Below are 14,068 nucleotides of genomic sequence, written 5' to 3'. Positions count from 1 at the left end.
CGCGAGCCTAAACTCAGCCCATGACCGGCATCACCGCAAGGGGCGCGCGCGTCTTCGCAGCGGTCCTCGCGGCGGCTGCGCTCGCCTCGCTGAGCGCCTGCTCGGCGAGCCCGGCCCTCACGATCGGGGCGGATGCGCCTCCCGCGGTCACCGAGACCCCACCCGTCGCCGCACCTCCGGCGGCGAGCGGTGAACAGTTCACGCCCGTCGTCGTGTCCGCCCTCGCTGCGCCCATCCCCGTGCTCGGAACGGATGAGCGCATCCACCTCGCCTACGAGCTGCAGCTCACCAACGGGTCGCCGTCGAAGGTGAAGATCCAGGGAGTCGAGGCGAGCAGCGGCGGAACGGTGCTGCAAGAGCTCGAGGGTGACGACCTCGACGACGTGATGCGCGTCGCCGGCACCACCGACGGAGGCGGCGTCGAGCTCGGGCCTGGTCAGAACGCGACGGTGTGGATGGACGCGACCGTCGCATCCGGCACCGACGTGCCCGACCTCATCGACCACACCGTCACCGTCGAGATGCCGAAGGCGCAACCGCCGCTGTACGAGAAGACGATCGCCGAGACCACGCAGGCCGTCGCCGTCGACAAGCGCGAGGTCGCCGTCATCGGCCCGCCCCTCACCGGCAGCGGCTGGCTCGACGGCAACGGCTGCTGCGGCCTCACCGCCCACCGCGGCGCCGTCAGCCCCATCAACGGCGCCTACTGGGCGCCGGAACGCTGGGCCATCGACTACGTCAAGCTCACCCCCACCATGCAGCTCTACGAAGATTCGCGTGACAACCCGCGCAGCTACCCCGGCTTCGGCGAGAACGTCATCGCCGTCGCCGACGGCCCCATCGTCGCCATCACGAGCGACCGCGCCGAGCAGAAAGCCGGCACAGCCCCCGGCCCGACCCTCACCCTCGACGAATACGGCGGCAACTACGTCGTACAGGACATCGGCGGCGGCAACTACGCGTTCTACGCCCACCTCAAGACCGGTAACCCCTTCGAGATCCAGGTCGGTCAGCAGCTCGCCCGCGGCGACCGCCTCGGCCTGCTCGGGAACAGCGGGAACAGCGACGCCCCGCACCTCCACTTCCACATCATGGACTCCCCGAACCCCCTCGCCTCCAACGGGCTGCCCTTCGTCTTCGACACGTTCACGCTCGACGGCCAGGTCACCTCGCAGGCCGCGCTCGACGCCGGCGAACAGGGCAAGGCCTACAAGGTCGACAAAGCGAACGCCGGGGAGCGCACCAACCAGGTGCCGCTCACCGGCGACCTCATGACCTACCCCGGCGCGTAGAGCGCGCCCCCGCCCCGGGGCCGGCGGCGGCGGAGGCGGGCGGAGGCATGAGAAAAGCCAGGCCGCAGGAACGCCTCTCGGCGGAAGGCCGCTCGCAGCGGCGAATATTGGAGCCCGGGGTTACTGCGGCCCGGCGTCGTCGAGTTTACTGGGATCGACGGCCGCTGTGCACCGTGTTGGCTGACGGCGAACAGGCGGCGTGGCGGTTCAGCCCTCGGGCCAGACAGCGACGACGACCTTGCCGGACTCCTCCGAGTTCCGAGCGAGGCCGAAGGCTGTGACGGTGTCGTCGGCGTGGACCTCGTGCGTGATGACGTCCTCGATCTCGGGATGAGCGTCGAGGATGACGATCGCCTCGTCGATCTCGTCCTTGAAGCGGAACGTGCCGAAGACGCGCAGCTCCTTGGAGATGAACGGAGCGAGGTTGATGGGGCGTGGCTCGTTCGGGACCATCCCCACCTGCACGACGGTTCCCGCCGGCTTGGCGGCCGCGAACGCGCTCGACACGGAGACGGCGACGCCCGAGCATTCGAAGACCACGTCGAAGCTGTCGGCGGGCACCTGCTCGCGGCTCACGTCGATCACCTCGGCGGCTCCCATGGCGGAGGCGCGCGCGAGCGGACCGGCGAGCACGTCGGTCGCGCTGATGTGCGCTGCGCCCTTGACGCGGGCTGCGGCGATGGTGAGGAGACCGATGGGGCCGGCCCCCGTGACGAGCACTCGCTTGCCGGTCAGGTCTCCCGCCTTGGTGAGGGCGTGGAGGGCGACGGCGAGGGGCTCGGCGAGCACGGCACGGCGGATCGGCAGCGTCGCTGGGAGCCTGCGGAGCATGCCGCGGTCGACGAGCAGGTACTCGCTCAGCGCGCCCTGCGTGTGCGGGGTCGTGGATGCGCTGCCCAGGTAGGCGCCCCCGGGCCAGAGGTGCGGCGAGTCCTCGAGTCCGCGGCTCGGGGTGCCGAACGTGGCGGGATGCACGGTGACGGGGGCACCGGTCTCGAACTCGTCGATGGGATCGAGGTCGACCCTGCCGGAGAGCTCGTGACCTGGGACCAGCGGCTCCCGCACCACGAAGGCGCCGTTGGCTCCTTCGAAGTAGTAGTGGAGGTCGGAGCCGCAGATGCCGACGTAGTCGACGCGGATCCGGACCTGCCCCTCCCCCGGCTCCGGGGTGTCGACCTCGGCGAGGTCGAGTGCTTCCTTGCTTTCGATGAACGCTGCGCGCATGGTGTCTCCTGCGTGTCCTGGTGCGAGGTGGTCGGCGGTGACCGGGATCAGACGACCGCGGTCATGCCGCCGTCGACGAAGATGTTCTGCCCCGACACGAAGCTCGAGGCGTCGGAGCTGAGGTAGATCAGGGTGCCAGCGAGCTCCTCGAACGCGCCCCAGCGCTGCGCCGGGGTGCGGTTGATGAGCCAGCTGTTGAACTGCTCGTCCTCGACGAGGGCTCGGTTCATCTCGGTCGCGAAGTAGCCGGGCGAGATGGCGTTGACCTGCACGTTGTGCCTGGCGAGGTCGGCCGCCATGCCCTTCGTCAGCTGGGCGACGCCGCCCTTCGTGGCCGAGTACGGGGCGATCGTCTGCCTGGCGAGGAGCGACTGCACCGAGCCGATGTTGACGATCTTGCCGGAACCGCGCTCGATCATGGCGGGGGCCAGGAACCTGGAGACGTAGAACACTCCGCTCAGGTTGGCGGCGACGAGCGCATCCCAGTCCTCGACCTTGAACTCCGCGAAGGGCGCTCGCCGCTGGAGCCCCGCGTTGTTGACGAGGATGTCCGGCACCCCGTGCTCGGCGATGAGGGCGGCGATTCCGGCCTCGACGGAAGCCGCGTCGGTGACATCGAAGGAGACGACGTGCGCGGGGCGCCCCGTGCGCTCCTCCAGCTCGGCGGCTGCCGTCGCGAGCGCCTCGGTGTCCCGACCGTGGAGGATGATCGTGCTGCCTGCGTCGGCGAGCGCCGTGGCGAGCGAACGGCCGAGGCCGCGCGACGACCCGGTGATGAGGGCGAGCTTGCCCGTGAGGGTGAAGAGATCCATGCTGTTCCTGCTCTGTGAGGTGGTGTCACGCAGACGGGGCGTTCCGGGTCAGGCTCAGAAGAGCGACGCGACCAGGTAGATGACGAGCACAAACGCGAACGCCGTGACCGACTCGATGGTCTGCTGCACCGTCCAGGTCTTGAGCGTCGTCTTCACGTCCATGCCCATGAGGCGTCCGACGAGCCAGAAGCCGGAGTCGTTGACGTGGCCGGCGAAGACCGAGCCTGCTGCGGTGGCGAGCACGATCGACGCGACCTGGAAGTCGTTGAGGTCGGCGACGACGACTGCGGGGGCGATGAGGCCCGCCGCGGTGACGAGGGCGACGGTTGCAGAGCCCTGCGCGACGCGGAGGACGACGGCGATGACGTAGGCGGCGACGATGAGCGGGAGTCCGAGGTCGCCGAGCGTGTCGGCGAGCGCGTCGCCGATGCCGGAGGCGCGCAGGACGCCGCCGAACATTCCGCCGGCGCCGGTGATGAGGATCACGGAGCAGATCGGCCCGAGGGAGGAGTCGAGGAGCTTCTCGAGGGCGGTGCCGTTCTCGCCGCGGCGCGTGCCGAGGACGATGCTGGCGGTGACGACCGCGATGAGCAGCGCGATGGGCGAGTTGCCGAGGAGGACCGCGGCCTGGGCCCAGATCGCGTCACCGTCGACGACTCCGGCGCTGGCGAGGGCCGAGATGCCCGTGTTGAGGAAGATGAGGACCATCGGCAGCAGGAGCAGCAGGATGATCGTGGAGACCTTCGGCGGGTTCTTCGGCTGGTCTTCGTCGAGGTCGCCGAAGAGGGCGGGGACGGGCAGCTGGATGCGCTTGGCGACGAACTTGCCCCACAGGTAACCGGAGACGTACCAGAGCGGGAACACGATGATGAGGCCGAGCAGGAGGACGACGCCGAGGTTGGCTTCGTAGAGCTCCGTGGCGGCGACGGGGCCGGGGTGCGGCGGCAGGAACACGTGCATGACCGAGAAGGCGGCCGCTGCGGGGATGCCGAAGAGGAGGACGTTGTTGCCCGAGACTCGGCGCGCGACGGCGAAGACGATGGGCAGCATCATGATGAGGCCGGCGTCGAAGAACATCGGGAAGCCGAGGATGAGCGACGCGATGCCGAGCGCGAAGGGGGCTCGCTTCTCGCCGAAGACGTCGACGAGCTTGTCAGCGAGGGCTTTGGCACCGCCGGAGTGCTCGATGAGGCGGCCAAGCATCGCGCCGAAGCCGATGAGGAGCGCGACGGTCGCGAGGGTGCTGCCGAAGCCGCCGGTGAGGGTGCTCGCGACGGCCGAGACGGGGACGCCCGCGACGAGCGCCGTGAGAAGCGACACGATCACCAGCGTCAGGAACGCGTGGAGCCTGAAGCGGATGATGAGGATCAGGATGAGCGCGATGGCTCCTGCTGCGATGCCGAGCAGCGGTGCGGTCCCCAGTGTCTGGGTCCATTCTTCTTCCATGGTGATCTCCGTCGATTTCTGGAATTCGGACCGTGCGACCGTGCAGCGGTGCCGTGAGGGTGAGGCCGTTCGCGATCTGCGATGATTCGGAACGCGGGTTCTGGTGACGCTCAGTGTGGTTCGAGCCTCGCACAATGATCATACTTATTTCAAGTTGTGATCATATCTATATCGTTGCGGTGAGCGAAGAGAGGTGCGCATGGCGCAGGCAGTGCACGGGTCGGTGCTCGACGACCTCGGCGTCCGCATCGCGGGAGGCGAGCTCGAGGCCGGCCAGGTCCTCACCCTCGCGGCCCTCGAGGAGCACTACGCGGTGTCCCGCACGGTCGTGCGCGAGGCCGTCCGCGTCCTGGAATCCATGGGACTGCTCGTCTCGCGGAGACGAGTCGGCATCACCGTCCAGCCCACCCGCGACTGGAACGCGCTCGACACGACCCTTATCCGCTGGCGACTTCGAGGGAACAGCCGCAGCCAGCAGCTCGTCGCGCTCACCGAGCTCCGCTCTGCGATCGAGCCGGTCGCCGCGAAGCTCGCCGCCTCGCGGGCCTCGCAGCGCGAGCGGACTCGCCTGCTCGAGCTCGCCGCACAGCTGCAGGCGCTCGGCGCAAGCGAGCGCGGCGACTCCCCCGAATACCTGCAGGCCGACATCGAGTTCCACGACCTGATCCTGGATGCGAGCGGCAATGCGCTGCTCGCGGCCGTCAAGGAGCCGATCGCCCAGGTGCTCGCCGGCCGCGCGAACCTGGGCCTCACGCCGGCGAGGCCACTGCACGACGCGCTGCACAACCACGTGCTCACCGCGCAGGCGATCGCGGACGGCGACCCCCTCGCCGCCGAGAAGCACTCGAAGGGCTACCTCGACACGATCCTGGGCGAGGTGCTCATCATCCACGACGCAGCCATCGGCGAGGCCCCAGAGTTCGAGTCGGAGACGCCCGACACACCCTAGACGCGATGCACGCTGGCCCGTCCGGAGAGCTCCTCGACGAGGTTCTGGATGGCCCCGCTCGCCATCCTGGCGACGGCCTCGGCGGTGTGCGCCCCGCTGTGCGGCGTCGCGACGACCCTCGGGTGCCCGAGCAGCGGTGAGTCCTGCGGCGGCTCCGTCTCGTAGGCGTCGAGGCCGACCCCGAAGAGGTGCCCAGCGTCGAGCGCCTCGCGGGCAGCCGCCTCGTCGATGAGGCCACCGCGCGAGGTGTTGAGCAGGATGGCCCCGGGCTTCATGGCCGCGATGCGTGCGGCGTCGGCGACGTGGCGGGTGCTCTCGAGGAGCGGCACGTGCAGGCTGACGACGTCGGCTGCCCGGAAGAGTTCGTCGAGGCTGGCCGGCGTAGCTCCGGTCTCTGCGATGGCGGTGGCGGGAACGAAGGGGTCGTAGGCGAGCACGTTCATCCCGATGCCGCGGGCTCGTTCGGCGACGATCCGGCCGATCGCGCCGAAACCGACGACCCCGAACGTGCGCCCACCGAGCTCGATGCCGCTGCCTCGCGGCCAGCCGCCATCTGCGACCTCAGCGTGCAGCCTGGGGATCTCTCTGGCGACGGCGAAGGCGAGGCCGATCGCGAGTTCGGCGACCGCGGACGCGTTGGCCCCAGGGGTTCTGGTGACGTGGATGCCTCTCCCGGCTGCGGCGTCCAGGTCGACGTTGTTGACGCCGACACCGTACCTGGAGATCACCCGAAGGCGGTCGGCGCCCGCGAGCGCTGCCGCGTCGTAGGTGTCGAGGCCAGCGATGACGCCGTCGATCCCGGGCAGGGCCTCGGCGAGCTCGGCGGAGGTGAGCGGGCGCCCGAGCGTATTGAAGATCAGCTCGTCGGCCATCTCCCGCAGCGGGGCGAGCACCTCGGCGTCCGGAGTCCGGCTCAGGGAGGTGGGGGTGATCAGGATGCGCATCAGGCGTTGCTTCCAATGAGGGACTCAGCACGCGCATCCGGTGCGGTGCTCGTGCGGTCGTAGGCGTCGAGGTACTTGGCGAAGGCGCGGTCGTAGTAGTCCCGCATGGCGGGGTTCGGGATGACTCGCTGCGTCTCCGTGTTGCGGAACGCCGGCTGGTCCTCGCTGAGTCCCGCGGCGCGGAGCCCGAGGCGCACGGCGCCGACCACCGAGCTGTGCTGCAGCGACGACACCTCCATCTCGACCCCGAAGGCGTCTGCCGTCATCTGGGTCCAGAACGGCGAGGAGAGGACTCCGCCGGAGAGAAGGACGCGGGTCGGCATGCCGTTGATCGCGGTGAGCTCGCGGAAGCAGTGGTAGAGCGAGAGCACAACCCCCTGCAGCACGGCCTGGTACATGTCGACGCGCCCGTGCCGGGGCTCGAGGCCGACGAACCCGCCGAGCCGCTGGTCCTGCCACCCCGGGCACCGTTCGCCGTACAGGAAGGGCAGGAAGGTGGGCAGCTCGTCCCGTCCCTGGACGAGCTGGGGTTCGATCTCGGAGAACTGGGCGTCCGAGCCGAAGAACCTGTCCTTCGCCCAGTCGACGCAGTTCGTGCATCCGCTTGTGGCGGCGCCGCTGAGCCAGCCGAGCGGGGAGCGGTAGGCCCAGGTGCTGAGCCGCGGGGAGAGGGACGGCTCGAGGGTCGCGAACCGCATGGCGCCGCTGGTCCCCATGGAGAAGGTCATGTCGCCGGGGAGCCCGGCGAGGTCGCCGACCTGACTGAGGCCGCCATCCGGTCCGGGGACGAGGACGGGGATTCCGGGGCGGATGCCGAGGTAGGTCGCGACGTCGGCGAGCAGTGGGGCGGATTCCTCGCTGTCGTGCAGTTCGGGGAAGTCGACGCCGGCGACACCGAGGGTCTCGAGGATCTCGAGGTCCCAGTCGGAGGTGTGGACGTTGAGCAGGCCGGTTCCGGAGGCGAGGGAGTAGCTCGTCCACGGGAGGCCGGTGAATCTCAGGAAGTTGAAGCTCCCCTGGTCCATGACCTTGCGCCCGGCGATCTCCACGCCCTGGCGGGCCAGGTAGGCGAGCTTGAAGGCGGGGTAGCTGGCGTTGACCATGCAGCCCGTGCGCTCGTAGAACCAGGTGGTGAGCTCCGCATCCTCGCGCAGTTCGGCGCAGAGTCCTTGGGCGCCCGTGAAGGGCCACTCGTAGACAGGGCTGGCCGCTTGGAGGTCTTGGGTCACGAGCCCGAGGCCGTGGTACGTGTTCGACAGCACGAGGGCGTCGATGTCGTGCCCGCGGACGGATTCACGGGCGAGGGCGATGAGCTGGGTGAAGATGCCCTCCGCGTCGCGGACGGCGGGGTCGGGCCCGGCGACTTCGAATCGCCGAGTCCGCACCTGCACCTCCTGGGTGTCGGAGTCGAAGATCAGCGTCTTCGCTGAGGTGGTGCTGGACTCGAGGGCGAGGATCTTCATGGTTCTGCTCCACTCGTGGGCGTCGTTGCCGATCGGGGCCGTGCGCGGTGGCGACTCTCGGTAGGATCTCCAATAATATGATCATTGGGTTCCACTTGGGAACACAAGGCAGCCAACGGAGGTTCTCTTGCACGAAATCCTTGCTCGTCTCGCCGAGCACTCGATCGTTCCCGTGGTCTCCGCGAAGACCACCGCCGAGGGCCTCGGCATCGCGGAGGCACTCGCCGACGGTGGGCTCCCGGTCGCCGAGGTGACCTTCCGGACGAGCGCCGCGGCCTCGACGATCGCTGCTCTCGCCGCCCGCGGCGGAGTGCTCGTCGGCGCCGGAACGGTGCTCACCCCAGCCCAGGTCGACATCGCCGTGGATGCGGGAGCCTCGTTCATCGTCTCCCCCGGCCTGAGCCGTACCGTCGTCGAGCCGTGCAGGGCCCACGACATCCCGGTTCTGCCTGGTGCCACCTCCGCGACCGAGGTGCAGGCCGCCCTGGAGCTGGGCATCGAGACGGTGAAGTTCTTCCCCGCAGAGACGAATGGGGGTGCCAAGGCGATCGCCGCCCTCTCCGCGCCGTTCGGCGACGTGAGATTCGTGCCCACCGGCGGAGTGAACCCCGCGAACCTCGGCGACTACCTCGCCATCCCGGCGGTGCTCGCCGTGGGCGGCTCGTGGATGCTCCCGCCGTCGGCCGTCGACCAGCAGGACTGGGCCGAGGTGACGAGACTCACCGCTGCCGCCGTCGAGCTCGCGCGCGGACTCCGCTCGGGCAACCGGGCAGAACGTCAGGCGGTCACGCCGAGCCGAGAGTCCTAGCCGCGACGAAGCCCCTCGGCCGGTCGTTCAGTCGAGCGCGTCAATGCGCCAGAGACCCGCCGAGGCGTGCAGGTCGTCGCCCATCTCCAGGTACCGGATGGCACGTCGCGTCGACTGGCGCGCCCTGGCTGGCACGACGCTCTCCTCGTCCTTCGCGAGGCTCGTCGCCCCCTGCGACATGACGCGGCAGAACGCGGCGGCTCGCTCGAGGGCGATGGCGAAGTCACCGGAGAAGGCGCCGTGCAGGATGACGTCGGCGAGGGCGACGACCTCTTCCGGCCCGGTGGGGGTCGCTGCACCTGCGACCACGGAGCTGATGGAGCGGTCGACCTCGTAGCCTCGACGGAAGAGGTAGCTCGCTTCGGCCGGATTGGCGCGCACGGCCTGCCGCAGCAGGTAGAGGCGCCAGAGCGCGCCTGGCAGGGAACGCGAGGTGGCACCGGCCCAGAGCTCGGCGATCTCGTCGATGCCGTTCTCGTCGGCGTAGGCCACGAGGCGCGCGACGACCGCCTGGTCGCCCTCGCCACGGGCTCGCTGCAGGAGCGCCCGGGCCGTGTCGTGCGCGACGCGGCTCACCGCTGCTGGGTCGTCGGCGCCGACGAGCGCCTCGAACGCCTGCGATGGCACGCGGACGGGCCTGTGGTGTCGTTGCGTCATGCTGCCCCTCTCGCCGACTGCGCCTTGCTGGCCCGTGCGGGCCGCATCCAGTCTGCGCGTTCGGAGCCACGATTGCGAACCTGCCTCGTAGGCTGGGGGCATGGCTACTGCGCACGAGGACGATTCGCTGGTCGAGGACACGGCGGCGATGTCGTCGTACCCGGCCTACCGCCCGAAGCAGATCGCCTTCGGCGTGCTGGCGGTCCTGCTGGTCGTGACGATGTTCTTCCCGTGGTGGAACTCCGAGATCCCCCTCAACCGCATCGCGCCGACCCTGAACGGCTGGCAGCTCCTGGTCGCCGGCACGGGACTGAGCCAGATGGATGAGGCGCTCGGCTACAACTGGTTCGGCACGTTCCTGTTCGGCCTCGTGCCAACGCTGCCGCTGCTCGGGCTCGTCGTGGTCCTGATCCTCCGCATCTCCGGGGTCGCGGTGATCTCCGCGAAGATCCTCCAGCTCTACGCCGCCTTCGCGACACTCGGGATCCTGTTCCTCTTCGCCTTCGCGACCCTCCGCGTGGATGCGGCGAACGGCCAGTACCCGATCGCCTACGGCGCGTGGCTTGCGCTCCTGCCGAGCGTCGCTGCGCTGGTGCTCGCGACGCTGTGGTGGCGGCGCGAGAAGCTCCACTACCCGACACGCAAGTGGCTCGGATTCGGACCCCAGCGCGAGAAGAAGCACGACCTGGCGGCGAACGCCGCGAGTGCTGCGATGTTCGACGACCTGGTCGACCCGGACGACGACGAGGAGATCTCGCTCGGCTCCGACACCGCCGTCGACGAGAACACGAGCCCAGGCAAGCGGCCGCGCCAGTGAGCGCCGCTGATTTCTTCGCTTCCCTCTCCCTCGGGGGAGACGCTGCGAGCCCGCCAGGACGGCAGCTGCGGGAGGCCATCATCGACGCCGTCGAGCGAGGCGATCTGGTCCCCGGCGAGCGACTGCCGCCGGTGCGCGCGCTGGCGGAGACGCTCGGCGTCGCGCCGGGAACGGTGGCGAAGTGCTACACGGCCCTCGAGGAGCAGGGCGTCGTCGTCGGCCGCGGCCGCGCTGGCACGTTCGTGACCGCGGACGGCAGGCACGGGGATGTGCGACTGACGGCGGCCGCGAGGGCGTTCGCCGTCGAGGCGCGTGAGCTGGGCGTGAGCGACGACGAGGCGGTCGCCGCCGTCTTCGAGGCCCTGTCGATCACTGCGGATCGGCACGCGCAGCCCTGAACCCCACCCCGCCACAGGCGGCGTCCAAGTTCGCCTGAGAGCATCCCCTCATGGGAATCGACGATCGTATTCAGAACAAGTCAGAAGACCTCGGCGGACGCGCGAAGGAGGCCGCTGGCGCGGTCACCGGAGACGAGTCGCTGAAGGCTGAAGGCCGCTCCGACCAGACGAAGGCGGGCTTCAAGGAGAAGGTCGAGGACGTCAAGGACGCCGCCAAGGAGGGCCTCGACAACCTCAAGCGCAAGATCGACTAGCAGTGCCTCTCGAGACGCCACATTCCGGCGTCTCGCGCATGCAGCAAAGGGCCCCGTTCGCGGGGCCCTTTCTGGTAGTTGACGACGGTCAACCATCTGAGTATGGTTGACCGTTGTCAACTACCAGGAGGCCCCGCGTCGATGTCGTCCAGCAAGAACCCCAGATCCAGCTCCAAGCCAGCCGCTGAGCTCACCGAATCCGGAATGAGCCACCGCCAGGTGCTGCAGGCCCTCTCCGGCCTCATGCTCGGCATGTTCGTGTCGATGCTCGCGTCGACCGTCGTGAGCACCTCGCTGCCGCTCATCATCAGCGACCTCAAGGGCGACCAGAGCGCCTTCACCTGGGTCGTCACCGCAACCCTGCTCGCGACCACCGTCTCCACCCCGATCTGGGGCAAGCTCGCCGACCTCACGAACCGCAAGCTCCTCCTGCAGATCGCCCTCGTCATCTTCGTCGTGAGCTCGGCGATCGCCGGCTTCGCGCAGGACCCCGCGATGCTCATCACCATGCGCGTGTTCCAGGGCCTCGGTGCCGGCGGACTCGGCGCACTCAGCCAGATCGTCATGGCGGACATCCTCAGCCCCCGTGAGCGCGGCCGCTACGCCGGCTTCTTCGGCGCCGTCATGGCGCTGGCCACCGTCGGCGGCCCCCTCCTCGGCGGCGTCATCACCGACGCCTTCGGGTGGCGCTGGAACTTCTTCGTCGGCCTCCCCTTCGCGGTGATCGCGCTCATCCTGCTGCAGGTCACCCTGCACCTGCCGAAGCCGAAGAAGCGCAAGGTCAGCATCGACTACTACGGCATCGTGCTCATCTCGAGCGGTGTGTCCCTGCTCCTCATCTGGGTGACCCTCGCGGGCACGCAGTTCGAGTGGAACTCCCTGCCCTCCTACCTCATGGTCGGGGGCGGCGTCCTCCTCCTGGTCATCGCCATCCTCGTCGAGCTCCGTGTCAAGGAGCCGCTCATCCCGCTCACGCTCTTCCGCGACCGCACGTTCACGCTCGCCGTCATCGCGAGCGTCTCCGTCGGCGTCGCCATGTTCGGTACGAGCGTCTTCCTGAGCCAGTACATGCAGCTCGCGCGTGGCGCGACCCCGACCGAGTCCGGCATCCTCACGATCCCGATGATGGCGGGCCTCCTCGTCGCATCCACCATCGTGGGCAACCTCATCAGCCGCCGCGGCAAGTGGAAGGCGTTCGTCGTCACGGGCAGCGCGCTCATGGTCGTCGGGCTCTTCCTGCTGAGCCGCCTCCACTACGACACGCCCTACCTGTACGTGGGCGTCTCGATGTTCGCGCTCGGCGCCGGCGTCGGCATGGTCATGCAGAACCTGGTCCTCGTCGTCCAGAACAAGGCAGAGGTCAAGAACATGGGCGTCGCGACGAGCGCCGTCACCTTCTTCCGCAGCCTGGGCGGCACGATCGGCGTCTCCGTCATGGGCTCGATCCTGGGAACCGTCGTGGCAGACACGATCTCGACGAGCGTCCGCGCTCTGCCGCCGGAGCAGCAGGCCGCAGCCGCACAGTCGCTCGCGGGTGGCAGCATCCCGCAGCTCGCGACGCTGCCCGACTGGCTGCGGGTCCTCGTCGAGGACGCCTACGGCACGTCGGTCGGCGCGATCTTCCTGGCGGCCCTGCCGCTCGCGATCGTCACGCTCATCGCCGTCTCCTTCCTGCCGAACGCCCAGCTCGGCACGCAGAACGCCGTGCAGCGAGCCAAGGGCGAGGAGACCTCCCCCTCCGGCAGCGAGGCGGATGCGTCGACTCAGTCCCGGGAGAAGGTCACGGAGTCGACCTCCGAGGACCTCGTCGAGGTCGCAGAGGCGATGGTCGGCATCCCGCGCACGGGCGCCATCCCGATCCTCGGGGACTCGGGACGGCAGGCAGACCGCACCTAAGATGGCCATCATGCCTGAGTCACCCGACGACGCCGACTTCGCCGAGGCGATCGCCTCGGTGGAGTCGGAGCTCGGCACGTTCTACCGGCGCGTCCGCACCACGTGGAGCGAGTCCGCAGTCGCCGTGCACCCTTCGCTGCAGCCCATCGGCTACAAGATCCTCTCGGCGCTCGTGCAGCACGAGACCGCGCACGTCGGCACCCTCGGCGAACAGCTCGCGATCGACAAGAGCGTCATGAGCCGCCAGATCCGGATGCTCGAGGAGTTCGAGCTGCTCACCGTCGGGGCGGACCCGAACGACGGGCGCGCGCGCATCCTCACCCCCACCACCTTCGCGGTCGAGCGGGTCACGGAGGTGCGCGCCCGCAACCGGCACCGGCTGCACGCCGTGCTGCGCGATTGGACGCCGGACGAGCTGCGCGTGTTCTCCGGGCTGCTCGGCCGGTTCGGCGCCGTGGCCGAGGCCGTGAACCCCGAACGCTGACCTGCCCCCCCTTGCCTCGAACGACGAAACCGCCACCCTCGAACGACGGTGGCGGTTTCGTGTCTCAGCGGAACAGGAAGCTACTGGGTGTCGAACCGGGCACCCTCTGGACGCGAGTCGCCGATCAGGAACACGAGCATGATGATCGGACCAGCCAGCGGCACGAGCAGGATCAGCCACCACCAGCCGGAGCGGTTCGTGTCGTGTAGGCGGCGGAAGAGCAGCGCGAGGCCGGGGATGAGGATCGCGAGGCCCCAGATCGACTGGATGACCGTGACAACGGGGTTGCCGAAGGTTGCGGCCGAGAATCCCTCTGTGGTGTCGACCGAGGTCGTTCCGGTGAGTGAGCCGATGAGGAAGAACACGGCGTTGACGATGACACCGAAAAGCCACCACCACCAGTACTCGCTGCGGCTCGCGCGGCCGGAGAAGACGGCGTACTTCTTGAAGAAGCGCTTCACCGCCTGCCCGAAGCTGGCTCCGTAGAGCGGTGGGTAGAGCGGGGCGTCGAGCTGAGGGGTAGACATCACGGACTCCAATCAGGCACTGCCGATACATAGGAACTTCCCTGAGCGTAGCGGCGGAGCAATGAACGCCAGGTTTCGATTTGGCAAAGCCCGGAAT

The 14,068-nt window shown here is 69.0% G+C and carries 15 protein-coding genes; 8 read left to right on the top strand and 7 right to left on the bottom strand.

The features are described from left to right. Window positions 1-20 precede the first annotated feature (20 nt). Entirely contained in the window at window positions 21-1,292 is a 1,272-nt protein-coding gene (locus GV007_RS05850) for a M23 family metallopeptidase (RefSeq protein ID WP_160071366.1), read from the top strand. Between the two features lie 207 nt (window positions 1,293-1,499). Here GV007_RS05850 and GV007_RS05845 read toward each other — a convergent pair whose 3' ends face one another. From GV007_RS05845 to GV007_RS05835, 3 genes are read right to left on the bottom strand one after another with little or no spacing between them, the layout of a single operon-like run. Beyond that, window positions 1,500-2,516: an L-idonate 5-dehydrogenase gene (locus GV007_RS05845; protein ID WP_160071365.1), complete on the bottom strand. Its 1,017-nt coding sequence runs from the start codon at window positions 2,514-2,516 to the stop codon at window positions 1,500-1,502. 47 nt (window positions 2,517-2,563) lie between these two features. Continuing rightward, the gene (locus GV007_RS05840; RefSeq protein ID WP_160071364.1) at window positions 2,564-3,328 is read right to left on the bottom strand and encodes an SDR family oxidoreductase; all 765 of its coding nucleotides are present in this window, start codon (window positions 3,326-3,328) and stop codon (window positions 2,564-2,566) included. Window positions 3,329-3,382: 54 nt separating this feature from the next. Further along, window positions 3,383-4,774, bottom strand: a complete 1,392-nt coding sequence (locus tag GV007_RS05835; RefSeq protein WP_160071363.1) for a GntP family permease — start codon at window positions 4,772-4,774, stop codon at window positions 3,383-3,385. A 199-nt stretch (window positions 4,775-4,973) separates the two neighbouring features. Between GV007_RS05835 and GV007_RS05830 the strand changes: the two genes are divergently transcribed. Further along, entirely contained in the window at window positions 4,974-5,723 is a 750-nt protein-coding gene (locus tag GV007_RS05830) for a FadR/GntR family transcriptional regulator (RefSeq protein ID WP_160071362.1), read from the top strand. Here GV007_RS05830 and GV007_RS05825 read toward each other — a convergent pair. Beyond that, the gene (locus GV007_RS05825) at window positions 5,720-6,667 is read right to left on the bottom strand and encodes a phosphoglycerate dehydrogenase (RefSeq protein ID WP_160071361.1); all 948 of its coding nucleotides are present in this window, start codon (window positions 6,665-6,667) and stop codon (window positions 5,720-5,722) included. The two genes, GV007_RS05830 and GV007_RS05825, sit on opposite strands and share 4 nt — an antisense overlap. Next, a complete protein-coding gene (locus tag GV007_RS05820; RefSeq protein ID WP_160071360.1) occupies window positions 6,667-8,130 on the bottom strand; it encodes a gluconokinase in 1,464 nt (487 codons plus the stop codon). Before GV007_RS05820 ends, GV007_RS05825 begins: the two co-directional genes overlap by 1 nt. 127 nt (window positions 8,131-8,257) lie before the next feature. On the opposite strand from GV007_RS05820, the gene eda reads away from it, so the two are divergent. Continuing rightward, complete coding sequence (gene eda / locus GV007_RS05815; protein WP_160071359.1) at window positions 8,258-8,938, top strand: bifunctional 4-hydroxy-2-oxoglutarate aldolase/2-dehydro-3-deoxy-phosphogluconate aldolase; 681 nt, start codon at window positions 8,258-8,260, stop codon at window positions 8,936-8,938. Between the two features lie 27 nt (window positions 8,939-8,965). On the opposite strand, the gene GV007_RS05810 is transcribed toward eda, so the two are convergent. Then, a complete protein-coding gene (locus GV007_RS05810; protein WP_068495464.1) occupies window positions 8,966-9,595 on the bottom strand; it encodes a DNA-directed RNA polymerase subunit beta in 630 nt (209 codons plus the stop codon). A 100-nt stretch (window positions 9,596-9,695) separates the two neighbouring features. Here GV007_RS05810 and GV007_RS05805 point away from each other — a divergent pair, with 100 nt between their 5' ends. From GV007_RS05805 to GV007_RS05785, 5 genes are all read left to right on the top strand, one after another. Next, window positions 9,696-10,412 carry a hypothetical protein gene (locus GV007_RS05805; protein WP_160071358.1) on the top strand — a complete coding sequence of 239 codons (717 nt, stop codon included), beginning with the start codon at window positions 9,696-9,698 and terminating at the stop codon, window positions 10,410-10,412. Further along, window positions 10,409-10,810 (top strand): GntR family transcriptional regulator, encoded by a 402-nt coding sequence (locus GV007_RS05800; protein ID WP_160071357.1) that lies wholly within the window; start codon window positions 10,409-10,411, stop codon window positions 10,808-10,810. The genes GV007_RS05805 and GV007_RS05800 overlap by 4 nt, the downstream gene beginning before the upstream one ends. 50 nt (window positions 10,811-10,860) lie before the next feature. Continuing rightward, window positions 10,861-11,064 (top strand): CsbD family protein, encoded by a 204-nt coding sequence (locus GV007_RS05795; protein WP_160071356.1) that lies wholly within the window; start codon window positions 10,861-10,863, stop codon window positions 11,062-11,064. Window positions 11,065-11,205: 141 nt separating this feature from the next. Next, entirely contained in the window at window positions 11,206-12,960 is a 1,755-nt protein-coding gene (locus tag GV007_RS05790) for an MDR family MFS transporter (protein ID WP_442960372.1), read from the top strand. Between the two features lie 10 nt (window positions 12,961-12,970). Further along, window positions 12,971-13,444, top strand: coding sequence for a MarR family winged helix-turn-helix transcriptional regulator (locus GV007_RS05785; protein ID WP_160071355.1), 474 nt, complete (start codon window positions 12,971-12,973; stop codon window positions 13,442-13,444). Window positions 13,445-13,524: 80 nt separating this feature from the next. On the opposite strand, the gene GV007_RS05780 is transcribed toward GV007_RS05785, so the two are convergent. Continuing rightward, complete coding sequence (locus GV007_RS05780; protein WP_160071354.1) at window positions 13,525-13,971, bottom strand: DUF805 domain-containing protein; 447 nt, start codon at window positions 13,969-13,971, stop codon at window positions 13,525-13,527. Between the last annotated feature and the right edge of the window lie 97 nt (window positions 13,972-14,068).

It is taken from the genome of Pseudoclavibacter sp. 8L, from assembly GCF_902506465.1.
In the GTDB taxonomy this organism is placed as follows: domain Bacteria; phylum Actinomycetota; class Actinomycetes; order Actinomycetales; family Microbacteriaceae; genus Pseudoclavibacter.
Note: the sequence above shows the minus strand (reverse complement) of the source record. Positions and strands in the feature narration are given on the sequence as shown.

Coding starts and splice junctions, on each gene's coding strand:
- GV007_RS05850 (WP_160071366.1), top strand. CDS start 21: ATGACCGGCATCACCGCAAGGGGCGCGCGCGTCTTCGCAGCGGTCCTC.
- GV007_RS05845 (WP_160071365.1), bottom strand. CDS start 2,516: ATGCGCGCAGCGTTCATCGAAAGCAAGGAAGCACTCGACCTCGCCGAG.
- GV007_RS05840 (WP_160071364.1), bottom strand. CDS start 3,328: ATGGATCTCTTCACCCTCACGGGCAAGCTCGCCCTCATCACCGGGTCG.
- GV007_RS05835 (WP_160071363.1), bottom strand. CDS start 4,774: ATGGAAGAAGAATGGACCCAGACACTGGGGACCGCACCGCTGCTCGGC.
- GV007_RS05830 (WP_160071362.1), top strand. CDS start 4,974: ATGGCGCAGGCAGTGCACGGGTCGGTGCTCGACGACCTCGGCGTCCGC.
- GV007_RS05825 (WP_160071361.1), bottom strand. CDS start 6,667: ATGCGCATCCTGATCACCCCCACCTCCCTGAGCCGGACTCCGGACGCC.
- GV007_RS05820 (WP_160071360.1), bottom strand. CDS start 8,130: ATGAAGATCCTCGCCCTCGAGTCCAGCACCACCTCAGCGAAGACGCTG.
- GV007_RS05810 (WP_068495464.1), bottom strand. CDS start 9,595: ATGACGCAACGACACCACAGGCCCGTCCGCGTGCCATCGCAGGCGTTC.
- GV007_RS05805 (WP_160071358.1), top strand. CDS start 9,696: ATGGCTACTGCGCACGAGGACGATTCGCTGGTCGAGGACACGGCGGCG.
- GV007_RS05795 (WP_160071356.1), top strand. CDS start 10,861: ATGGGAATCGACGATCGTATTCAGAACAAGTCAGAAGACCTCGGCGGA.
- GV007_RS05790 (WP_442960372.1), top strand. CDS start 11,206: ATGTCGTCCAGCAAGAACCCCAGATCCAGCTCCAAGCCAGCCGCTGAG.
- GV007_RS05785 (WP_160071355.1), top strand. CDS start 12,971: ATGCCTGAGTCACCCGACGACGCCGACTTCGCCGAGGCGATCGCCTCG.
- GV007_RS05780 (WP_160071354.1), bottom strand. CDS start 13,971: ATGTCTACCCCTCAGCTCGACGCCCCGCTCTACCCACCGCTCTACGGA.